Here is a 20856-nt window from a genome sequence, read left to right on the forward strand (position 1 = left end):
CGAGCGCGGCGTGAAACTCATCGGGGCCACCTCGCATTACGTCACCGCCGACCTCGACGAAGGCCCGATCATCGAACAGGACACGGTGCGCGTCACCCACGCGCAGTCCCCCGAAGACTACGTCTCGCTGGGCCGCGACGTCGAGGCTCAGGTGCTGGCCCGCGCGATCCACGCGCATATCCATCGCCGGGTTTTCCTCAACGGCAACAAGACGGTGGTCTTCCCCGCCTCCCCGGGCAGCTACGCCTCCGAGCGCATGGGCTGACCAGCCCTTGGCCAAATCCGTTGAAGGAAAGGATTTGGCTCACCTTGTATCCGCACAGATTCCGGTGGCCTGCTGCCCGTGGCCAAGGTCCTGCAGTGCGTATTTGACAAGAGAAGAAACAAGGGGTGCGCGCCATCAAGACCGCGCCCCTTGTTTCCTTTGACCTCAAATATCCCGGGGGAGGCCGCCGAAGGCGGACGGGGGCAGCGCCCCCACCCGGGCCGCGCCGAAAGGCGTGGCAGCGCATCTGGGACAGGCTTGACCTGAGGCCGCGCAGGGAGTGTCCTTCGGCAGGACCATGGAGCGATGCAGTGCAGGTAACCGAAGAATTCGTGCTCGAAGGCAAGCTCGGCAGCGCCGATCTGAGCCCTTGGCTCTTGCGCCACGCGGGTAAGCTGGGGCTGGCCATTGCCCTGCGTGTGCAAACCGATGAGCGTCTGGAGATGACGCTGAGCGGCGCGCCCGACCTGCTCGATGCCATGGAGATGGGCTGCCTTCTGGGGCCCTATGATATCTGGGTCGATTCGGTTGCACGCATACGATCTGGGTGCCGGAATGGCGGGTAAATAACTCGCCTGATAATCGGGCATTAGGCCCTTTTATTGGGCGTATCGTGGCGCGGCGCCCAAGGCGGCGTTCGGGCTGCGTGGCGCCCCAGCGGAATGCATGATCCGATGCGTCGACTGTTTGACTTGGAGATCCCTCTTGCAGACTGACTGGACCCCCGTCGCCCTGTCGCATGACATCCCCGTCGCCTCGGCCGCGCCCGGGCGGATCGGGGACACGGCACTTGCCATCTGGCGCAGTGCGTCGGGGCGCATCGCCGCGTGGTCGGACCGCTGCCCGCATCGTGGTATGAGGCTGTCGCACGGGTACGTGCGGGGCGAGCGACTGTCATGCATCTACCACGGCTGGAGCTACGGCGAGGATGGTGGCTGCAAGCGCATCCCGGCCCATCCGGACCTGACCCCTCCCGAGAGCATCCGCGTGCCGGTCTTTGCCTGCCGGGAGGCGTCAGGTGTGGTCTGGGTGGCCGAGGGCCAGCCAGCAGGCGCGCCGCCCGACCTTGCCGGGTTCAGGGGCCTGCGCAGCCTGCACATCGCCGCCGCCACTGGTGCAATCGCTGAGGTCTTCGGAGGGGATGGCCCCGTGCTGAGGGTCAAACTCGGGCCCGTCGCGGTGATCGCGCTGGTCCAGGCCTTTGGGGATGAGACGATGCTGCACCTCATGGCACCCGAAAGCTGCGATCTTGCGACGCTCGATGCGCTGTCGGACGCGGCAGAGGCGCTGCGGCGCAACATCGAGGCGGAGGCAACGGCATGAGTGTGGGCGCGATGAAGGACCAATGGTATCCGGTCGGCCTGATCTCGGGCGTCACCGAAGAGGGGCGGGACAGCCTGCTCCTGGGAGAGCCGATCCGCATCTTCCTTGACGGCGGCACCCCGGCGGTGACCGGTGAGGGCGAGCGGCCTCTCCCGGTGGAGCTGCGCTATGGCCATGTCTGGACCTGTCCCGGCACACCCACAAGGCCGCTTTTCGACATCCCCGAAGCGGACCAGCTGGGGCGCCGCCTCGTGGACGTGGGCGTCTGCCGGGTGCGCTGCTCGCCGCTGAGGGCGGTCGAGAACTTCCTCGACATCGCGCATTTCCCCTTCGTGCACACGGACATACTCGGGTCCGAGCCGCACACCGAGGTCACCCGCTACGAGGTCGGCATCCGCGAGGATGTGGACGAGGTCTGGGCCACCAAGGTGCAGTTCTTCCAGCCGCAAGCCGCGAAGTCCGCCGAGGGTGGCATCACGACCGATTACATGTACCGGGTCTGCGCCCCCACCTGTTCGGTGCTCTACAAGACCTCGCCGCCCATGCCCGGCGAATGGGATGTCATCGCGCTTTTCGTGCAGCCGCTGACGGAAACGCTGTGCGATGTGTGGCCGTGGATGGCGCTTTACGATGACGACGCGAGCATGACCGACCTCATCCATTTCCAGCAGCTGATCTTCGTGCAGGACCGGTCGGTCCTCGAAAACCAGCTGCCCGCGCTGCTGCCGCTCGACCCGGGAATGGAGATCCCGACCCGCGCCGATCTTACATCGGTCGCCTACCGGCGCTGGCTGAAACGGAACGGCTTTACCTATGGCGCGCAACTGGTGGCCGCATGATCCTGTACGACTACATCCTGTCCCCGTCCTGCTACCGTGTGCGTCTGATGGCGGCGCTGCTGGGGGCAGAGATGACCTCGCGGCCGGTGGATTTTCATCCCGGGCGCGAACACCTCTCCCCGGAAATGCTGGCGCTGAACCCGGCCGGCACAATCCCGGTCCTGACCGACGGCAGCCTCACCTTGCGTGACAGCACCGCCATGCTGAGCTACCTGGCCGCAGGCCATGACCCGGAGTGGCTGGGCGAGGACACCCCCGCCATGCGCGCCACGGTCGCCCAGTGGCTGGCCTTCTCGCAGCGCCTCACGAGCAGCGCCGGGGCTGCGCGCGCCCATGACATGCTGCACGGGCCAGGCGACATCGACGTACTGCGCCGCGCCGCCACGCTGGCCCTGCGCGAGCTCGAGGCGGCGATTTCCGCCCAGCGGCGTCGCGGGATGATCTTTCTTGCAGGCCCGCGTCCCACCATAGCCGACATCGCCTGTTTCCCGCATGTGGCACTGGCTCCGGATGGCGGCCTGCCGCTTGATCCGTACCCGTCGATCCGGTTGTGGATGCGGGAGATCCGTGCGCTCGATGGCTTCATCGAGATGCCCGGCATCCATCGCCTGCACGAACTGAAGCCAGAGCCGGGCCCCATGCCCGACATCCGGCAGACCAGGACCACCAGGGACCCGAAACAGAATGCCTGACTACCTGCTGAAGGGCTGCGCCGCCGTCGTCACCGGCAACGAGGTGCTGCGCGACGTGGACCTGCTCACCAGCGGCCCCGCCATCAAGGCCATCGGCCCGGACCTTGCGCCCGGCGATGCCGAGGTCATCGAAGCAACCGGCTGGTTCGTCTACCCCGGCCTCGTCAACACGCATCACCATTTCTTCCAGTGCTTCGTGCGCAACCGCGCCGATCTGGACTGGACCAAGCTGTCGGTGATCGAATGGCTTGACCGGATCTACCCGGTGTTCTCGCGCCTCACGGAGGATTGCTTTTACCACTCCTCGGTGACCGCCCTCGCGGAGCTGGCAAAGCATGGCTGCACCACGGCCTATGATCACCAGTATTGCTTTCCGCGTCATGCGGGCACCCGCATCGTCGACCGCCAGTTCGAGGCCGCCGAGAAGATCGGCATCCGTTTCCACGCCGGGCGCGGCACCAACACCCTGCCGAAATCCGAAGGCTCGACCATCCCCGACGAGATGCTCGAGACCACGGACGGCTTCCTTGCCGATTGCGAACGGCTGCTCGACACCTTCCACGACGCGGGCAAGTTCTCGATGCGGCAGGTGTCTGTGGCCCCCTGCCAGCCGGTGAACGGCTACCGCGAGACTTTCGTGGAAAGCATGCGGCTGGCCCGCGACAGGGGCGCGATCCTGCACACCCATGTGGGCGAGGGCGAATCCGAAGTCATCCGCGCCCGCCATGGCATGCGCACGGTGGATTACCTCGAAGAGATGGGGTTCTGCGGCCCCGACACCTTCTACGCACATTGCTGGGAGCTGACCGAGGCCGAGCTGGCCCGGATGGCGGCCAGCGGCACCGGCGTGTCGCATTGCCCCGAGCCGGTCTACCTTGTCGGGGCCGAGGTCACATCCATCCCCGCCATGCAGGCGCTTGGGGTGCGGATCGGCCTCGGCTGTGACGGTGCGGCGAGCAACGACAATTCGAACCTCATGCACTGCCTGCATTCGGCCTACATGCTGCAATGCCTTGTCGCGAACACCCGCAGCCACCCGGTGCCCGATCCCGCCGCCTTCCTGCGCTACGGCACCTCCGGGGGCGCGTCGCTGCTGGGGCGCGGCGACATCGGCCAGCTGGCGCCGGGCATGGCGGCGGATCTCTTTGCCATCGACAGCCGCCGCATGGATTACGTCGGCACCCGCCACGATCCCGAAAGCCTCATCCCCCGCGTCGGCATCGGCATGGCCACGGACATGACGATGGCGAACGGGCGCATCGTCTGGCGCGATGGCGAATTCCCCGGCCTCGACGAGGCGCAGATGGCCGCCGAGGCCGAAGCCACGCTGGCCACCATCGACTTCTGAACACAGCCTTCTGAAAAAACATAAATAACAGGGAGACAGACATGACAGAGCTCAACCGCCGCAGGTTCCTCCAGACCTCCGCCGCCACCACCCTTGCCGCCGGTGTGCCCGGCCTTGCCGCCGCGCAGGAGAGCCTAGGCATGGCGATGATCGTACCCTCGCCGGTGGGCGAGGTCGGCTGGTCCCACTCGCTCGCCATCGCCATGGAGAAGGTGCAGGAAGAGCTGGGCGCGAACCTCACCATCCTCGAGAACATCCCCGAGGGGCCAGACGCGGACCGGATGATGAACCGCCTCGTGTCGGACGGGAACAAGTTCCTGCTGGCGGGCAGCTTCGGCTACCAGAACGGCGCCATGCAGATCGCCCGCCGCAACCCGGACGTCACCGTGCTGCACGCCTCGGGCTTCATGGTGGCGCCGAACTTCTCGCCCTTCGCGGCCAAGTATTTCCAGGGCACCTACCAGATGGGCATGGCCGCCGCCGCCCTCTCGAAGACCGGCAAGCTGGGGTCGGTCGCGGCCTTCGCGATCCCCGAACTCATCACCTCGATCAATGCCTTCACGCTGGGAGCGCAGGCGGTGAACCCCAACATCGAAGTGTCGGTGGTCTGGGTGAACTCGTGGTTCGATCCGGCGCAGGAACAGGGCGCTGCCAAGGCGCTGCTGTCGCAAGATTGCGACGTTATCTTCTCGAACGCGCAGGACACGCCCTCGGTCATCACCGTCTGCGAAGAGGCCGGGGCGTATGTGTTCAACCTCAATTCGTCCATGGCCCAGTTCGCGCCGGAGTACTACCTTGGTTGCGTCTCCACCGACTGGTCGCCCTTCTTCCTCGAAAGCGCCAAGGCGCATCTCGATGGCACGTTCGGGGGCCGCAACGCCTTCCTCGGGGTCGAGGACGGGGTGGTGCAGGTGCTCGACTGGAACCCGGCGATCCCCGAGGACGTGAAGGCGCAGATCGACGAGGTGTCCGCCGCCATCGCCGACGGCTCGTTCCACGTCTTCACGGGCCGCATCCTCAAGCAGGACGAGACCGTGGGCGTCGAGGATGGCGAGACGCTGACCGACGAGCAGATCGTGTCCATGGACTGGCACGTGGCCGGCGTCACCACGCCGCTGCCGCAATAAGTCATGACGCTTCTCTCGCTCAGGGGGCTGAGCAAGACCTACGGGACCGTACGGGCCAACCGCCACATCGACCTTGATGTGGCGCAAGGGTCGATCCACGCCATCCTGGGCGAGAATGGCGCGGGCAAGTCCACGCTGATGAAGCTGATCTACGGGGTGGAAACGCCCGACGAAGGCACCCTGCACTGGCATGGCAAGCCGCTGTCCCTCACTTCGCCCAACGAGGCAAGAGCGCAGGGCATCGGTATGGTCTTCCAGCATTTTTCCTTGTTCGAGACGATGCGCGTGGTGGACAACATCTCGCTTGTCGTGCCGGGAACATCGCGCGCCTTGGCCGCCCGCATCCGCGCGTTGGGCGAAGACTACGGGCTCGAGGTCGACCCGCTGGCTTATGTCCACGCCCTGTCCGTAGGCGAACGGCAAAGGGTTGAGATCATCCGCTGCCTGATGACCGACCCGAAGCTGCTGATCCTTGACGAGCCGACCTCGGTTCTGCCGCCGCAATCGGTGGAGCGGCTGTTCATCACGCTGCGGCGGCTGCGGGACCGAGGGGTGTCGATCCTGTTCATCTCGCACAAGCTCGAGGAGATCCGTGCGCTCTGCGACCGCGCCACCATCCTGCGCGATGGCACTGTCACCGGCACCGTCGATCCGCGCGACCATGACGCGCGGGCGCTGGCGCAGATGGTGATCGGGCGCGAGATGCCCCATGTGACACCGCCCGAAGGAAAGGCCCCCGGCAAGGTGCTGCTGGAGCTTGCGGGGCTGGATCACCGCCCCGACGATCCCTTCGCCCAAGCGCTGCATGGCATCAGCCTGACCGTGCGCGAGGGCGAGATCGTCGGCATCGCCGGGGTGTCCGGCAACGGGCAGGGCGAGCTGGCGCGGCTTATCTCCGGCGAGACGCGCCGCCACCCGCAGGCGGGGGCGGAGGTGCTGATGATGGGCAAGCCCGTGGGCCACCTTGGCCCTGCCGCGCGCCGCCGTCTCGGGCTGGCCTTCGTGCCCGAGGAACGGCTCGGGCGCGGCGCAGTGCCCGAGATGTCGCTGTCGGACAACAGCCTGCTCACCGCGCATGGGCTTGGCCTCGTGCGGCGCGGGTTGATCGACCGTGCGGCAGAGCGCCGCCTGACCAACGATATCATCGCCACCTGCGACGTGCGCACCCCCGGCCCGCAGGCTGAGGCTGGAGCGCTGTCGGGGGGCAACCTTCAGAAATTCATCGTCGGGCGCGAGATCGCGCTGGCCCCGAAACTGCTTTTTGCCTCGCAGCCCACTTGGGGCGTCGACATCGGGGCGGCCACCGCCATCCGCCGCCGCCTTGCGGACCTCAAGGCAGGCGGCACCGGCATCCTCGTCATCTCGGAAGAGATCGAGGAACTGTTCGAAATCTGCGACCGTCTCCACGTCATCCGCGAAGGCTGCCTGTCGCCATCGCTGAAAGTGAGCGAGATTGGTCCCGAGGACGTGGGCCGTTGGATGATCGGCGCGGAAGGGGGAAAGGCCGCATGATCACTCTTGTTCGCCGAAGCGCCGCGTCGCGCCGCATGGCCGTGGCCGCGCCCGTGGCAGCTCTGCTGGTGACGATCCTGCTCAATCTCGCGCTCTATACGGTCATGGGCAAGGATCCGCGCGCGGTGTTCTACGCCATGCTGCTCGAGCCGTTCATCTCGTGGCCCTCGTTCTCCGAAGTTCTGCTGAAGATGACGCCGTTGCTGCTGATCGCCCAAGGGCTCGCCATCGGGTTCCGTGCCAAGGTCATAAACATCGGCGCCGAAGGGCAGTTTCTGTTGGGGGCGATCTTCGCCTCGGCGATCCCGGTATGGTATCCGCAGGCCACCGGACCATGGATCTGGCCGTCGATGCTGGTGCTGGGCACTTTGGGGGGCGCGCTCTGGGCGGTGATCCCGGCGTTCTGGAGGGTGCGGCTGAATGCGTCGGAAATCCTCGTGACGCTGATGATGAACCTCATCGCGGTGCAGCTTCTGGCATGGCTGCTGGTGGGGCCGTGGAAAGACCCCATGGGCTTCAATTTCCCGCAGACGGTGATGTTCCAGTGGGACGCGATGCTGCCCACGCTGATCCCCGGCACGCGAGTGAGCGTCGCGCTGCTGCTGGCCTTTGCCGCCTCTGGCGCAGCCTACCTCTGGATGCAGCGCAGTTTCGGCGGCTACCAGATGGTGGTCGGCGGGCTGGCCCCTCAGGCGGCGTGCTACGCGGGCTTCAGCCAGGGGCGCGCGGTGTGGCTGTCGCTGCTCATCGGAGGGGCAGCGGCGGGCGTTGCGGGCGCGGCCGAGGTGGCGGGGCCCATGGGCCAGCTGCAGCGCAGCATCTCGTCGGGCTACGGCTATTCGGCCATCATCGTGGCCTATCTGGGAGGGCTACACCCGGTGGGCATCGTGCTCTCCTCACTGCTGATCGCCGCGCTGGCGATCGGCGGCGACAATGCCATGGTCTCGGCCGGGTTGCCGGTCTCGGCGGTCGAGGTGTTTCAGGGCACGCTGCTGGTGGCGTACCTCGCGGCGGTCGTGCTGGTGCGTTACCGGCTGGTGCGCAGTGGGGTGCCGGCATGAGCGCGATAGGTTTCATTTTGGCTGGCATGCTGGCGGCGGCGATGCCGTTCCTGCTGGCGGCGCTTGGCGAGCTGGTGTGCGAACGGGCAGGGGTGCTCAACCTCGGGATTGAGGGAATGATGGCGCTGGGGGCGGTGGTGGGTTTCATCATCGTACATTCCTCCGGCGGACATCTGCTGGGGTTCGCGGGGGCAGGCCTCGCGAGCATGGTGCTGGCGCTGGTCTTCGGCTGGCTGGCGCTGGCGGTGCGGGCCAACCAGGTGGCGGCGGGGCTGGCCATCGGCATCCTCGGCTCCGGGCTGTCGGCGCTCTTCGGCAAGAGCTTCGAAAGCCAGACGGTCACCGGCCTGCCCAAACACGCGCTGCCTTGGCTGTCCGAGCTGCCGGTCCTGGGCGGGCTTTTCCGGCAGGACGTGGCGGTCTGGCTGGGGCTTCTGGCGGCGCTGGCGATCTGGGCGCTCTTGCGGTTCACCAAGCTGGGGCTGGTGATCCGCGCGGTGGGCGAGAACCCTCATGCTGCCCGCGCCATCGGCTACAAGGTCATTGCGATCCGCTACGCTGCGGTGGCCTTCGGCGGGCTCATGGCGGGGTTCGCGGGGGCCTATGCGTCAACGGTCTACACCCCACTCTGGGCGGAAGGCATGATTGCCGGGCGCGGCTGGATCGCCGTGGCGCTGGTGGTCTTTGCCACCTGGATGCCGGGGCGGCTGGTGTTCGGCGCGATGCTGTTCGGGGCGGTGTCGCTTTCGCAGCTTGCGGCGCAGGCGTCAGGGGTTGCTCTGAACTCGCAGTTGCTCTCGAGCCTTCCTTACGTCATGACCATCCTCGTGCTCGGGGTGATCTCGGCGAACCGGGGGCTGTTGAAGATGAACGGCGTTGCATCGCTGGGCGAGCCCTTCGGGCCATGATCTGTCATATGGCTGTCGCAGGGGCACTCTAGCAGCGGCACAACATCGGAGACACCCATGCAGCTTTCGGCCTTCACAGCGCCCGGCCGGTTCTGGCGCGGCAACCTTCACACCCATTCCACCCTCTCAGACGGTGTCCTGCCGCCCGAAGAGGTCTGCCGCCGCTACAAGGCCGAGGGCTATGATTTCATTGCCCTTACCGACCATCTCATCGGCGCTTTCGACTACCCGCTGGCCGACACGCGGCCCTTCCGGGACAAGGACTTCACCACTCTCATCGGGGCCGAGCTGCACTCGGGCGCCATGCAGAATGGTGAGCTGTGGCATATCCTTGCGGTGGGCCTGCCCTTCGGCTTCACGCCGCCGGAGGCGCCGGGCTTTTCGCCGGTGCCGGGGCAGGAGAGCGGCCCCGAGATCGCAGCCCGTGCCCGCGCCGCCGGAGCCTTCGTGGCGGTGGCGCACCCGCAATGGTCCGGCATGACGCTGGATGACGCCCGTAGCATCAAGGCTGCGCATGCGGTCGAGGTCTACAACCACGGCTGTGCCACTGGCTGTGACCGGGCAGACGGCTTCCACACCGCCGACCTGCTGCTGAGCGAAGGGCGCAGGCTGTCACTCGTCGCTACGGACGATGCGCATTTCTCCGAGCCAGATCACTTCGGCGGCTGGGTCATGGTGAAGGCCGAAGCCAATGATCCGGACCTGATCCTCGAGGCTCTGAAGGGGGGAGACTTCTACTCGTCCCAAGGTCCCGAACTGCGCAATGTCACGGTCAAAGAGGACAGCCTCACCGTGACGTCCAGCGCCGTTACGACGATCATCGTGCAGGGCCACGGCAGCGCCGCCGTTGCGCGCCATGGCCAGTCCATGACCCAAGGCGCGATCCCGCTCACGCGTTTCGCCGGCAGCCCGTGGCTGAGGGTCACGATCATTGACGCCGCCGGCCGCAAGGCGTGGTCCAACCCGATCTGGCGCTGACCTCGAAAGGGCCTCAAGCGGTCCTGCACGGCTTGCCTCCGGCGGGGATATTTGAGGTCAAAGGAAAACCAGGCGGTGTCCTGCTTCCTTTGACCTCAAATATCCCGGGGGGAATTGGCGAAGCCAAGGGGGGCAGCGCCCCCACCCTCCGTGCCGCCAGGCAGGATGCTTCGGGGGCTGCACAACTTAAATGACGAAAATGCCCCGCCGGCCGGAACGGCAGGCGGGGCGGAGTGTCGTTATGGTCACCGCGATCAGGCGGCGAGGTCGAAGCGGTCGGCGTTCATCACCTTGGTCCAGGCGGCGATGAAATCACGCACGAACTTCTCCTTGTTGTCGTCCTGGGCGTAGACCTCCGCGTAGGCGCGCAGCACCGAGTTCGAGCCGAAGACCAGATCGACGCGGGAGGCGGTGAATTTCATATCGCCGGACTTGCGGTCGCGGATCTCGTAGGTGCCGCCAGCGGCGGGGACCCACTGGTAGGCCATGTCCGTGAGCACGTCGAAGAAGTCCGTGCTGAGCGCGCCCACGTTGGCCGTGAACACCCCGAGCTTGGAGCCGCCGTGGTTGGCACCCATGGCACGCAAGCCGCCGACGAGGACGGTCATCTCCGCCGCCGTCAGGCCCAGAAGCTGGGCGCGGTCGAGCATGATCTCCTCGGGGCTGACCACGTACTCTGCCTTGGCGAAGTTGCGGAACCCGTCGGCCAGCGGCTCGAGCGGCTCAAAGCTCTCGGCGTCGGTCTGCTCGGACGTCGCATCACCGCGGCCCGGGGCGAAGGGCACCGCGATGTCGAAGCCCGCGGCCTTCACCGCCTGCTCGACACCGACCACGCCGGCCAGCACGATCACATCCGCCACGGAGGCACCGGCTTCTGCCGCGATCGGTTCGAGAACCGACAACACGCGGGCAAGCTTGTCCGGTTCGTTCGCGGCCCAGTCCTTTTGCGGCGAAAGCCGGATGCGCGCGCCGTTGGCACCGCCGCGCATGTCCGAGCCGCGATAGGTGCGCGCACTGTCCCATGCGGTCGACACCATATCGGCCTGGCTCAGCCCCGATGCGGCGATCTTGGCTTTCACCGCCTCGACGTCGTAGGAGGTTGAGCCTGCGGGCACCGGATCCTGCCAGATGAGATCTTCGGATGGCACATCCGGGCCGATCCAGCGGGCCTTGGGGCCCATGTCGCGGTGGGTGAGCTTGAACCATGCCTTCGCGAAGGTGGCCGAGAAATACTCAGGATCGGCGATGAAATTCTCGCAGATCGCCCGGTAGGCTGGATCCATTTTCAGCGCCATGTCCGCATCGGTCATCAGCGGCATGGTCTTGATCGACGGATCCTCGACATCGGGGGGCATGTTGGCGTCGTCGATGGAAACCGGCGTCCATTGGGTGGCTCCTGCAGGCGACTTGGTCAGCTGCCATTCATGGCCGAAGAGCATGTCGAAATAGCCCATGTCCCATTTGGTGGGGTCCGAGGTCCATGCCCCCTCAAGCCCACTGGCCATGAGGTCGCGCCCGATGCCGCGGCCTTTCTTGGGCATCCAGCCAAGGCCCTGATCCTCGATCCCGGCGGCTTCGGGTTCAGCGCCGATGTCGTCCGCCGAACTTGCGCCATGGCATTTGCCGATGGTGTGGCCGCCAGCGGTGAGGGCGACGGTTTCCTCGTCGTTCATCGCCATCCGCGCGAAAGTCTCACGCATCTGTGCCGCCGTGGCGAGCGGATCGGAGTTGCCGTTGACGCCTTCGGGATTGACGTAGATGAGGCCCATCTGCACGGCGGCAAGCGGGTTCTCCATGGTGTCGGGCTTCGAGACATCGTCATAGCGCGTGTCCGACGGCGCGAGCCATTCCTTTTCGGCCCCCCAGTAAGTGTCCTTTTCAGGGTGCCAAATGTCTTCGCGCCCAAAGGCGAAGCCATAGACCGGCAGACCCGCCAGTTCATAGGCGATGGTTCCCGACAGCACCATGAGATCGGCCCAGGAAATCTTGTTGCCGTACTTCTTCTTCACCGGCCAAAGGATGCGGCGGCCCTTGTCTGTGTTTACGTTGTCGGGCCAGCTGTTGAGCGGGGCAAAGCGCTGGTTGCCGGTAGCGGCGCCGCCACGACCATCCGCAAGACGGTACGAGCCCGCGGCGTGCCACGCCACGCGGGCCATCATGCCAAGATAGCTGCCCCAGTCACCGGGCCACCATTCGACGGAGGTGCGCAGGCACTGGCGCACGTCTTCCTTCAGAGCCTCCACGTCGAGCGATTTCAGCTCGGCGCGGTAGTCGAAATCCGGGCCCATGGGGTTCGTCTTGGTGTCGTGCTGGTGCAGGATGTCGAGGTTCAGCGCATTCGGCCACCAGTCCATCACCGAGGTGCCCACGGCGGTCATGCTGCCATGCATCACCGGGCACTTGCCGCGACCGCTTTCGTTGATTTCGCCTTCGACCGTATTTCCGTCCATCATCTCGCTCCAAATGACTGAATGACCGCCTCGGGGAGCGCCGCCTCTCCGCGGGCTGCCTGCCGGTCTGGAATCGTTCTAGCAAGGGGCTGCGATAATACCAAATTGCATTTTCTTAAATCGGCGATAAGAACGCCTGATGGCAAATCTCTCGATCAAGCATCTTCGCTATTTCAGCAGCCTGGCCCGTGTGGGGCATTTCGGGCGCGCGGCCGAGGCCTGTGCGGTGAGCCAGCCGGCGATGTCCATGCAGATCCGCGAGCTTGAGGAGATCATCGGCGCGCCGCTGGTGGAGCGGGCCCCGCGGCAGATCCGGCTGACGGCGCTGGGGGAGGAGTTCGCGGACCGGGCGGACGCAATCCTGCGCGAAGTTGACGATCTTGCCGATCTTGGCCGTTCCACGCGGGGGCCTCTCGTGGGGCGGCTGAGGATTGGCGTGATCCCGACCATTGCGCCTTACCTTCTGCCGCGCATCATCACCGAGCTTGCGGGGCTCTATCCCGGCCTTGACCTGCGCCCGCGCGAGACGGTGACCGCGACGCTGGTGCGCGATCTTCTGGATGCGCGGCTGGATGCGGCCATCGTGGCGCTGCCGATCTCGGAGCCGGGCCTCGAGGAGGTGGCGCTGTTCGACGAGGCATTCGTGCTGGTGCGTGGTGCCGGGGAAGCGCACCTGCCGGTACCAGCCCCCGAGGAGCTGCACGAGGAGCGCTTGCTGCTTCTCGAGGAAGGGCACTGCTTCCGGGATCAGGCGCTGTCGTTCTGCCGCTTGTCGCCGACGGTGGCGCGAGACCTCATGGAGGGCAGTTCGCTCTCGACACTGGTGCAGATGGTGGGGGCGGGAATCGGGGTGACACTGATCCCCGAGATGGCCTTGCCGATCGAAACCCGCTCGGCCGCCGTGTCGCTGGCACGATTGCCAGAGCCGGTGCCGTCGCGGACCGTGGGGATGGTGTGGCGCAAGAGTTCTCCGCTGGTGGCGCAGCTGCGGGGGATCGCCGACGTGGTAGGCCGGATGGGCTGAACGCCGCGCGCTTTGAGACTGCCAAACCGCAAAATTTACGGCCTTGGCCCGGCTCGTCTGCCTTGAGTACGTGCTGGTGGCGGAGGGCGCTGCCTTGCCGCTATGTGCAGTGCCCCAAAGCGTGACGAAGGCGTGGCTGGATCCTCCTAACCACGGATCTGAACGTCATCGCGGTTCGAGACGCGGGAGGGGGCGCCGCTCCGTCTCCTGTGGAGCCCCCCGGCGTATTTTTCAAAAGAAGCGCCCACGGTCGACCGGGGTGGCGCCCGCGTCTGTCTTGGCAGCGGGGCGTCGAGAGGGGCGGTGATTGCGCTCAATGATCCTGACCCCGAAAACGGGGCGCGGTGTTAGGTGCGGTGTGATGTCACCGTGCGATGCTCTGACGGCAGTCTGGTGACGTTGGCGTCGCGCATTGGACGCGTGAATCATGCCGGCACGAGCGGCAGGGAATTGCTTGCCGACATTGCTGCGCGGGGGAGGCGGCGGTGATGCCGGTGGCCTTCCCGGTGATGCCGGGGAGGGCCCACGCGCCTGCGTTTCATGGAGCGGGGTGCCCGGATGGTGAGCTGTCGCGGGCGGCTCTTTGGCGCGGCCTTCGGGGGCGTGACTTGACCCCGGCGGCGCTTGGGGTCAGGGTCCGCGCGAGCAGACAAGAGGTGCCTTTCATGGCCAAGACCCCCCCGCCATTCGCCGCCTTCGAGTGGATGATCGCCTGGCGCTATCTTCGCGCCCGCCGTGCGGAAGGCGGTGTGAGCGTGATGACCTGGATCTCGCTGGTGGGGATCACGCTGGCGGTCTTCGCGCTGATCGCCACGCTGTCCGTGCGCTCGGGGTTCCGGGCAGAGTTCGTGGACACGATCCTTGGCGCCAATGCCCATGTCACCGTCTACGCCCAGAGCCGCTATGACGAAGAGGGCCGCGTGATCCGCACCTTCGACGATTACCAGGCGCGGGCCGAAGCCGTGTCGGGGGTTGATGGCGTGAGCCGAGTGGCACCTTTGGTCAAGGGGCAGGTGATGGCCACCGCCGATGGGCGCAGCGCCGGGGTTGAAGTCTTCGGCATCGCCGCCGCCGACCTTCAGGCGATCCCGCGGATTTCCGACCCCGAAACCGGACGCGGCACGCTTGAGGGCTTTGGCGAGGACGTGATCCTGCCCGAGGAGGGCGAGGCCGGATCCGCTACAGGAGAGGATCCCTTCGGCGTTGCCGAGGACCAGGCCGCGAGCGCGGCAGAGGGCGACGAAGGCACCGCTGACATCGACGGCAATACCGGCGCTGGCACTGAGGCCGAAGATGTAGCTGGGGACGATGCGTCGCCCGACGCGGGCAGCATCGCCGCCGAAAGTGACGAAGAGGTGGTCTACCCATCTGTCGACGATGCCACCGGCTGGGTCGAGCAGGGCTCGGGCGATGGCGGCACTGGTGAGGCCGCGGGCGAGGTGCCGACGGTTGGCATCGCCATCGGCTCCGGCGTCGCGCGCGAGCTGGGGCTTGCGGTGGGCGACGAGCTGCGGCTGATCTCTCCCGACGGGGTTAGGACGCCCTTCGGCACCTCCCCGCGCATCAAGGCCTACGAGGTGACGTGGATCTTCACCGCCGGGCGCTACGACATCGACCGCACGCGGATCTACATGCCTTTCGCCGAGGCGCAGCTTTATTTCAACCGCGAGGGCGTTGCCGATGAGCTCGAGGTCATGACCGATGATCCTGAAGGTGTGGAGGGCCTGGCGCAGGCGATACAGGCGGCCGCTGGCGCCGGCGCGCTGATCTGGACCTGGCAGGATGCGTCGGGCTCGTTCCTGCGCGCGCTCGAGGTGGAGGACAACGTGATGTTCGTCATCTTGTCGGTGCTCGTGCTGATCGCCACAATGAATATTGTCTCGGGCCTTATCATGCTGGTCAAGAACAAGGGCCGCGACATCGGCATCCTGCGCACCATGGGTTTGACCGAAGGGTCGGTGCTGCGGGTGTTCTTTATCTGCGGGGCCTTCACCGGGGTGATCGGCACGCTCATGGGCGTTGTGCTCGGCTGCCTTTTCGCCATCTACATCGACCCGATCTTCAGCTTCGTGAACTATGTCGCCGGGGGCGGGGTCTGGGATCCGTCGGTGCGCGGCATCTATGCGCTGCCCGCCAAGCTGCAACTGGGCGATGTGCTCAGCGCCATGGCGCTGTCTCTGGGCCTCTCGTTCGTGGTCACCATCTTCCCCGCCCGCCGTGCGGCGCGCATGAACCCCGTGGAGGCGCTGCGCTATGAATGAGCCGGTCCTGTCGAAAGACCCCGTCCTGAGCCTGAAGGGCATCGAGAAACGCTATAACGCCGGTCAGCCCAACGAGATCGCCGTGCTGCGTGGCGCGTCGGTCGAGGTGAAGCGCGGCGAGGTTGTGGCGCTGGTGGCCCCGTCGGGGGCTGGCAAGTCGACCCTGCTGCACATCGCGGGGCTGCTCGATACGCCGGACGCGGGCGAGGTCGCCGTAGCGGGCGAGGTGCTGAGCGCGAAATCCGACCGCCGCCGCACCATCCTGCGCCGTCAGGAGGTGGGGTTCATCTACCAGTTCCACCACCTGCTTCCGGAATTCACCGCCGCCGAGAACATCGTGCTGCCGCAGCTTGCCAACGGCGTGCCGCGCGCCGAGGCCGAGGCGCGGGCGGCTGACCTTCTGGAAAGTGTCGGCGTGGGGCCGCGCGGGGGGCACCGCCCTGCGGCGCTTTCGGGCGGGGAGCAGCAGCGGGTGGCCTTCTGCCGCGCGATGGCGAATGCACCCAAGCTGCTACTCGCGGACGAGCCGACGGGGAACCTTGATCCCACAACGTCCGACACTGTGTTCGATGCGCTCATGCGACTGGTGCATGACACCGGGCTGTCGGCGCTGATTGCCACGCACAACCTCGAGCTTGCCAGCCGCATGGATCGGCAGGTGCGCATGGATGAGGGTCAACTGGTTCCGCTTTGAAGGCTAGGGCGGTGCAGCACCGGAGCGGGGAGGCGGCATGCGCCCCGTGACTGGCCCAAGACTGGCCGGTAACTGGCCTGTCATCGCCCACGATCAATGCCGTGTGAGCCGTCCGGACGCCCCCTCGCTTAGCGTTGGGCCAGCCACACCCCCGCAGCCATCAGCACGATCCCGCCCGCCCGCGACAGGGTGATGGGGCTCATCCGTGCGCCGAAAAGGCCGAAGTGGTCCACGACCGCGGCACTGATAAGCTGGCCGATCAGCACGAAGAACACTGCCTTGCCGACTCCGATCACCGGCGCCACGAATGTGATGCTGAGGATGTAGAAGGCTACGAAAAGCCCCGCCAGAAAGAGGTACTTCGGTGCGGTGACCGCCTTTGCGATGGGCCGCGCGTCGGTCGAAAACAGCACGATCACCGCCGCCGACAGGGCGACGCAGAACAAGATCACCGCCGCCGCCACCGGAGAGCCGAGGTGCCCGCCCAGCCGAGCATTCAGCGCTGCAAGCACCGGGATGCCGATCCCGGCGAGCAACATGGTGAAGGCGTGGATCGACATGGAGCAGGACTTTCGCAATGAAGGGTTGATCCCTGCTGATCTACCGGAGACACAGGACGAGGACCAGAGGGAGCAAACTCATGGAAAAACTGATGATTGGCGCTTGGGTGGGGGCAGCGGCGCTGCTGGTGGCCTGCACACCCGAAGAAATGCCGCAGGCCGCCGACGGGCGGGCGCTTTACATGGAATACTGTTCCGTGTGCCACGGCGAGACCGCCAAGGGCGACGGCGAGATGGCCCGCGCCATGGCCAAGCCGCCGAAAGACCTGACGCTGATCGCGTTGCGTCACGGGGACAACTTCCCTCGTGCGAAGGTGCTGTCCTACATTGATGGCTATGCGCGGTCGGATCTCGACGGGCCGGGGATGCCTGAGTTCGGAGAACTGCTGAAGGGCGATCTCGTACCGCTCGATACCGGCGACGGGGTGATGACCCCGACGCCGCGCAAGATGGTGGCGCTGCTCGAGTATCTCGAATCCGTGCAGCAGGCGCGCTGAGCCAGGTGATCATGGGACGGTGTCGGGGCAGGGGTGACCCGGCACTGTTTTCAGAGCTCCGTGCTGTCCTTGGATCGGGCCGGGCTCGGCATGAGTGGTGCGGTTGCGGTTGGCAAGCTGGCAGCGATGCCCGCTCCTATGCCGTCACTACACCACTTGATCCCAGCCGGCGGCTGCCTTGCCAAAGCCCGGAGCGCAGCGCTGCTCAGATCCGGCCTCAGGCCTCAGAAGATGCGGCGATCATCCGGCGGGTCATCGTCCAGTAGATGTCGCAGACCTCGTCCACGGTCAGCCGGCCGGCGCTGCGATACCACGTGTTCACCCCTGTCAGCATGGCGATCAGCGCATAGGTGGTCACTGCCGGGTCCGGTACGTCGAACCGGCCCGCCTCGTGGCCGTCGCGCAGGATGCCTTCGAGGGTGGACTCATACGTCTTTCGCAGCGCCTCGATCTGCGCGAAATTCTCTGGCGTGAGATTGCGCAGCTCCATGTAGGAGATGAAAATGGCATCCGGCCGTTCAAGGTTGTAACGGATATGGAAGCGCACGAACCGTTCGAGCTTTTCCGTGGTGTCGCCCGTGGTCGCCTCGGCCTGCCACGCCGCCAGCAGGTCATCCATGTGGCCGCGAAGAAGCGATGCGAGCAGCGCCTGCTTGTCGGGGATGTAGTTGTAGAGCGCCCCGGCCTGAACTCCGACCTCTGACGCGATCTGGCGCATAGACACGGCGGCAAAGCCGTGGCGGGCAAACAGCCTTAGCGCCGCCTCGCGGATGCGGGGGCCGGTGATGTCGGAGTGGGAACCTTGCGTGCGCGCCATGCCGCAGTCTTAACTGAACAAGCGTTCAGATCAAGCGACAGCCTTGCCCCGTGGCACCGCTTGCGGCAAGAGGGGTAAAGACGACACACCCGGAGCCGTTCCCGAGCCAATGCGCCTGACCATTTGCCTTCTTCCGCTTGCCCTGCTGGGCTGTGCCCAGTTCCCCGAGCTGGAGGCCGCGCGCACGCCGGGCGTCGCCCAGGCACCGTTCCCCGATCTGCTGCCCATCGACAGCCTGCTTGCGGGGCCTGCGCCGCGCGCCACGCCGCAGATGCGCGAGGGGATCGAGGGGCGTGTCGAAGGCCTGCGCGCCCGCGCGGCGCGGCTTCAGGGGCCTGTTGTGCCCGCTTCGACCCGGACCCGGATGCAGGGCGGTGTGACATGGCCTTATGACGAGGCGGTCGATCAGCCCGGCTGACCACGAACTTCGCTTCTGCGCTGGCCAGTCCCGCTGGTGTATCGCACCCTGAGCCCTGAGCCCTGAGCCCTGAGCCCTGAGCCCTGAGCCCTGAGCCCTGAGCCCCGTGTTCAATGCACCAAGCCGCGTCTCTGTCCCTGTCTTGCTGTCCGTTTGCTCGCGGTGGGGCTGTACCCTCGTGCGCTCGCTTTGGCCTCCGCCAACGCTCACGGACGGAGCGTCGCACCTGAAGGCAGCATGGACTGTGCCCCTTGGCCGTTTCGGCCAACGGCGCTCGCCAAGATGAACCCTGACTGTGCGGCTCGGCATCTGGCGGCACCCTCAGGGCCATGGTGACCCGGGCAAGGCGCTCCGGCACAAGACCGCCGCCAGCGTTCCCCGGCAGGTCCAGGACCTCCCCGATGCCCACCGCAGCCAGCCTCTCACCAATGTTGCCGCCAGTGTTCAGCGCCACCTGCGCTCAGCCGCTCATCTGCCCACGCTGTGACGTGCCGGACGCTCTCTTTGCACAAACAGCGCCATTGCGCCACGCGCTGCCGTTGCAACCGCAGCGGCTTGGCGCTAAGGCTCGCGGAAATTCGACCGCGCCGCAGATACGGCCAATAATACGAAGGAGCGCACCATGTCAGACCCCCTCCGCCTCGGGATTGCAGGGCTTGGCACAGTCGGTGCCGGCGTCGTCAAGATCGTCCGCCAGAAGGCCGCCCTGCTCGAGGCCCGTTCGGGCCGCCCGATCGCCGTCTCGGCGGTCTCGGCGCGCAACCGCGACAAGGACCGCGGCGTGCCGCTTGGCTCCTACGCGTGGGAGGATGACCCGGTCTCGCTCGCGGCGCGGGACGACGTGGATGTCTTCGTGGAGTTGGTCGGTGGCTCGGACGGCCCCGCAAAGGCGTCGGTCGAGGCGGCGCTGAAGGCGGGCAAGGACGTGGTTACCGCCAACAAGGCGTTGCTGGCCCATCACGGGCAGGCGCTGGCGGAACTGGCCGAGGCCAACGATTGCGTGCTGCGCTTCGAGGCGGCGGTGGCGGGCGGCATCCCCGTCATCAAGGCGCTGACCGAAGGGCTCGCCGCGAACGAGATCACCCGCGTCATGGGTGTGATGAACGGCACCTGTAACTACATCCTCACCCGGATGGAGAATGGCGGGCTGACCTATGCCGAGGCCTTCGCCGAGGCGGACGCCCTGGGTTATCTCGAGGCCGATCCCGAGCTGGACGTGGGCGGCATCGACGCCGGTCACAAACTGGCGCTGCTGTCGTCGATCGCCTATGGCACGCAGGTGGATTTCGACAACGTCGAGCTGGAAGGCATCGGCCGCATCCGCATCGAGGACATCCGTCAGGCCTGCGACATGGGCTACAAGATCAAGCTGCTGGGCGTCTGCCGCCTGAGCGGACGCGGGCTGGAGCAGTCCATGTCGCCGTGCCTCGTACCCGCCACCTCGCCGCTGGGCCAGCTGGATGGCGGCACCAACATGGTGGTGATCGAAGGGGACCAAGTGGGCCAGATCGTCATGCGCGGCGCTGGCGCGGGCGAAGGGCCCACTGCCTCTGCCGTAATGGGTGACGTGATGGACATTGCCCGAGGCACCCGTGTGACCACCTTCGGCGCCCCTGCCAGCAAGCTGGTCAAGGCGCAGCATTCCCGCGCCGCGACGCCAGCGCCCTACTACCTGCGCATGGCGCTGGCGGACAAGCCGGGCGCGCTGGCCAAGGTGGCCTCGGCTCTCGGCGAGGCGGGCGTGTCGATCCACCGCATGCGTCAGTACGACCACGTCAACGAAGCGGCCCCGGTGCTTATCGTGACGCACAAGACCACCCGCGCCGCGCTGGACGTGGCGCTGGCCGCATTCCCGGCAACCGGTGTTGTCGTGGGCGAGCCGGTGGCGCTGCGCATTGAGGCGGTCTGAGCAACGCCCGATCCGGGCCTAGGGCCGCCGGGGCACTGGCGGTCTGAAAAAGGGACGGTCGGCGGTCCGGTAGCGCATCGCATCGCTGCCCGGACCGTTGCCGCACGGCTCGGGCGGTTGGCGGCGGCCCCCGAGGCGCATCGCAGCGTTGTTGACGACGCGCCCATTGCGGT

20 protein-coding genes are annotated in these 20856 nt (G+C 66.5%); 17 read left to right on the plus strand and 3 right to left on the minus strand.

The window, feature by feature from the left end; translation table 11 throughout:
- The 11 genes from IEX41_RS20555 to IEX41_RS20605 all read left to right on the plus strand — a co-directional run.
- Positions 1–265, plus strand: a 265-nt coding sequence (locus tag IEX41_RS20555) for a formyltransferase family protein (protein ID WP_277874177.1), incomplete at its 5' end; no start/stop codon positions are given.
- Positions 266–576: 311 nt separating this feature from the next.
- Positions 577–831 (plus strand): acylphosphatase, encoded by a 255-nt coding sequence (locus IEX41_RS20560; RefSeq protein ID WP_188792088.1) that lies wholly within the window; start codon positions 577–579, stop codon positions 829–831.
- Positions 832–970: 139 nt separating this feature from the next.
- Positions 971–1588: a Rieske 2Fe-2S domain-containing protein gene (locus tag IEX41_RS20565; protein ID WP_229673419.1), complete on the plus strand. Its 618-nt coding sequence runs from the start codon at positions 971–973 to the stop codon at positions 1586–1588.
- Entirely contained in the window at positions 1585–2427 is an 843-nt protein-coding gene (locus tag IEX41_RS20570) for an aromatic ring-hydroxylating oxygenase subunit alpha (RefSeq protein WP_188792090.1), read from the plus strand. Before IEX41_RS20565 ends, IEX41_RS20570 begins: the two co-directional genes overlap by 4 nt.
- Complete coding sequence (locus IEX41_RS20575; protein WP_188792091.1) at positions 2424–3119, plus strand: glutathione S-transferase family protein; 696 nt, start codon at positions 2424–2426, stop codon at positions 3117–3119. Before IEX41_RS20570 ends, IEX41_RS20575 begins: the two co-directional genes overlap by 4 nt.
- A complete protein-coding gene (locus tag IEX41_RS20580) occupies positions 3112–4467 on the plus strand; it encodes an amidohydrolase (protein ID WP_188792092.1) in 1356 nt (451 codons plus the stop codon). The genes IEX41_RS20575 and IEX41_RS20580 overlap by 8 nt, the downstream gene beginning before the upstream one ends.
- 41 nt (positions 4468–4508) lie before the next feature.
- Entirely contained in the window at positions 4509–5594 is a 1086-nt protein-coding gene (locus tag IEX41_RS20585) for a BMP family ABC transporter substrate-binding protein (protein WP_188792093.1), read from the plus strand.
- Positions 5595–5597: 3 nt separating this feature from the next.
- Positions 5598–7106, plus strand: a complete 1509-nt coding sequence (locus tag IEX41_RS20590; RefSeq protein WP_188792094.1) for an ABC transporter ATP-binding protein — start codon at positions 5598–5600, stop codon at positions 7104–7106.
- Positions 7103–8167: an ABC transporter permease gene (locus IEX41_RS20595; protein WP_188792095.1), complete on the plus strand. Its 1065-nt coding sequence runs from the start codon at positions 7103–7105 to the stop codon at positions 8165–8167. The genes IEX41_RS20590 and IEX41_RS20595 overlap by 4 nt, the downstream gene beginning before the upstream one ends.
- A complete protein-coding gene (locus tag IEX41_RS20600; protein WP_188792096.1) occupies positions 8164–9075 on the plus strand; it encodes an ABC transporter permease in 912 nt (303 codons plus the stop codon). Before IEX41_RS20595 ends, IEX41_RS20600 begins: the two co-directional genes overlap by 4 nt.
- Before the next feature lie 57 nt (positions 9076–9132).
- Positions 9133–10053, plus strand: coding sequence for a PHP domain-containing protein (locus IEX41_RS20605; protein WP_188792097.1), 921 nt, complete (start codon positions 9133–9135; stop codon positions 10051–10053).
- A gap of 254 nt (positions 10054–10307) precedes the next feature.
- Here IEX41_RS20605 and katG read toward each other — a convergent pair whose 3' ends face one another.
- A complete protein-coding gene (gene katG / locus IEX41_RS20610; protein WP_188792098.1) occupies positions 10308–12503 on the minus strand; it encodes a catalase/peroxidase HPI in 2196 nt (731 codons plus the stop codon).
- Between the two features lie 139 nt (positions 12504–12642).
- Between katG and IEX41_RS20615 the strand changes: the two genes are divergently transcribed.
- From IEX41_RS20615 to IEX41_RS20630, 3 genes are all read left to right on the plus strand, one after another.
- Positions 12643–13527: a hydrogen peroxide-inducible genes activator gene (locus tag IEX41_RS20615; RefSeq protein WP_188792099.1), complete on the plus strand. Its 885-nt coding sequence runs from the start codon at positions 12643–12645 to the stop codon at positions 13525–13527.
- A 665-nt stretch (positions 13528–14192) separates the two neighbouring features.
- Complete coding sequence (locus IEX41_RS21650) at positions 14193–15788, plus strand: FtsX-like permease family protein (protein ID WP_229673421.1); 1596 nt, start codon at positions 14193–14195, stop codon at positions 15786–15788.
- Positions 15781–16482 (plus strand): ABC transporter ATP-binding protein, encoded by a 702-nt coding sequence (locus IEX41_RS20630; RefSeq protein ID WP_188792100.1) that lies wholly within the window; start codon positions 15781–15783, stop codon positions 16480–16482. The genes IEX41_RS21650 and IEX41_RS20630 overlap by 8 nt, the downstream gene beginning before the upstream one ends.
- A 128-nt stretch (positions 16483–16610) precedes the next feature.
- Here the strand turns inward: IEX41_RS20630 and IEX41_RS20635 are convergent, their stop codons facing one another.
- A complete protein-coding gene (locus IEX41_RS20635; protein WP_188792101.1) occupies positions 16611–17042 on the minus strand; it encodes a DMT family transporter in 432 nt (143 codons plus the stop codon).
- An 80-nt stretch (positions 17043–17122) separates the two neighbouring features.
- Here IEX41_RS20635 and IEX41_RS20640 point away from each other — a divergent pair, with 80 nt between their 5' ends.
- Positions 17123–17539 (plus strand): c-type cytochrome, encoded by a 417-nt coding sequence (locus IEX41_RS20640; RefSeq protein ID WP_188792102.1) that lies wholly within the window; start codon positions 17123–17125, stop codon positions 17537–17539.
- Between the two features lie 217 nt (positions 17540–17756).
- On the opposite strand, the gene IEX41_RS20645 is transcribed toward IEX41_RS20640, so the two are convergent.
- Positions 17757–18356 carry a TetR/AcrR family transcriptional regulator gene (locus IEX41_RS20645; RefSeq protein WP_188792103.1) on the minus strand — a complete coding sequence of 200 codons (600 nt, stop codon included), beginning with the start codon at positions 18354–18356 and terminating at the stop codon, positions 17757–17759.
- A 109-nt stretch (positions 18357–18465) separates the two neighbouring features.
- On the opposite strand from IEX41_RS20645, the gene IEX41_RS20650 reads away from it, so the two are divergent.
- Both IEX41_RS20650 and IEX41_RS20655 read left to right on the plus strand, forming a co-directional pair.
- Positions 18466–18774: a hypothetical protein gene (locus tag IEX41_RS20650; RefSeq protein ID WP_188792104.1), complete on the plus strand. Its 309-nt coding sequence runs from the start codon at positions 18466–18468 to the stop codon at positions 18772–18774.
- Between the two features lie 622 nt (positions 18775–19396).
- Positions 19397–20683: a homoserine dehydrogenase gene (locus IEX41_RS20655; protein WP_188792105.1), complete on the plus strand. Its 1287-nt coding sequence runs from the start codon at positions 19397–19399 to the stop codon at positions 20681–20683.
- The last annotated feature ends 173 nt before the right edge of the window (positions 20684–20856 follow it).

It is taken from the genome of Salipiger pallidus (genome assembly GCF_014643635.1).
In the GTDB taxonomy this organism is placed as follows: Bacteria; Pseudomonadota; Alphaproteobacteria; order Rhodobacterales; family Rhodobacteraceae; genus Salipiger; species Salipiger pallidus.

Coding starts and splice junctions, on each gene's coding strand:
- IEX41_RS20570 (WP_188792090.1), top strand. CDS start 1,585: ATGAGTGTGGGCGCGATGAAGGACCAATGGTATCCGGTCGGCCTGATC.
- IEX41_RS20575 (WP_188792091.1), top strand. CDS start 2,424: ATGATCCTGTACGACTACATCCTGTCCCCGTCCTGCTACCGTGTGCGT.
- IEX41_RS20580 (WP_188792092.1), top strand. CDS start 3,112: ATGCCTGACTACCTGCTGAAGGGCTGCGCCGCCGTCGTCACCGGCAAC.
- IEX41_RS20585 (WP_188792093.1), top strand. CDS start 4,509: ATGACAGAGCTCAACCGCCGCAGGTTCCTCCAGACCTCCGCCGCCACC.
- IEX41_RS20590 (WP_188792094.1), top strand. CDS start 5,598: ATGACGCTTCTCTCGCTCAGGGGGCTGAGCAAGACCTACGGGACCGTA.
- IEX41_RS20595 (WP_188792095.1), top strand. CDS start 7,103: ATGATCACTCTTGTTCGCCGAAGCGCCGCGTCGCGCCGCATGGCCGTG.
- IEX41_RS20600 (WP_188792096.1), top strand. CDS start 8,164: ATGAGCGCGATAGGTTTCATTTTGGCTGGCATGCTGGCGGCGGCGATG.
- IEX41_RS20605 (WP_188792097.1), top strand. CDS start 9,133: ATGCAGCTTTCGGCCTTCACAGCGCCCGGCCGGTTCTGGCGCGGCAAC.
- katG (WP_188792098.1), bottom strand. CDS start 12,503: ATGGACGGAAATACGGTCGAAGGCGAAATCAACGAAAGCGGTCGCGGC.
- IEX41_RS20615 (WP_188792099.1), top strand. CDS start 12,643: ATGGCAAATCTCTCGATCAAGCATCTTCGCTATTTCAGCAGCCTGGCC.
- IEX41_RS21650 (WP_229673421.1), top strand. CDS start 14,193: ATGGCCAAGACCCCCCCGCCATTCGCCGCCTTCGAGTGGATGATCGCC.
- IEX41_RS20630 (WP_188792100.1), top strand. CDS start 15,781: ATGAATGAGCCGGTCCTGTCGAAAGACCCCGTCCTGAGCCTGAAGGGC.
- IEX41_RS20635 (WP_188792101.1), bottom strand. CDS start 17,042: ATGTCGATCCACGCCTTCACCATGTTGCTCGCCGGGATCGGCATCCCG.
- IEX41_RS20640 (WP_188792102.1), top strand. CDS start 17,123: ATGGAAAAACTGATGATTGGCGCTTGGGTGGGGGCAGCGGCGCTGCTG.
- IEX41_RS20645 (WP_188792103.1), bottom strand. CDS start 18,356: ATGGCGCGCACGCAAGGTTCCCACTCCGACATCACCGGCCCCCGCATC.
- IEX41_RS20650 (WP_188792104.1), top strand. CDS start 18,466: ATGCGCCTGACCATTTGCCTTCTTCCGCTTGCCCTGCTGGGCTGTGCC.
- IEX41_RS20655 (WP_188792105.1), top strand. CDS start 19,397: ATGTCAGACCCCCTCCGCCTCGGGATTGCAGGGCTTGGCACAGTCGGT.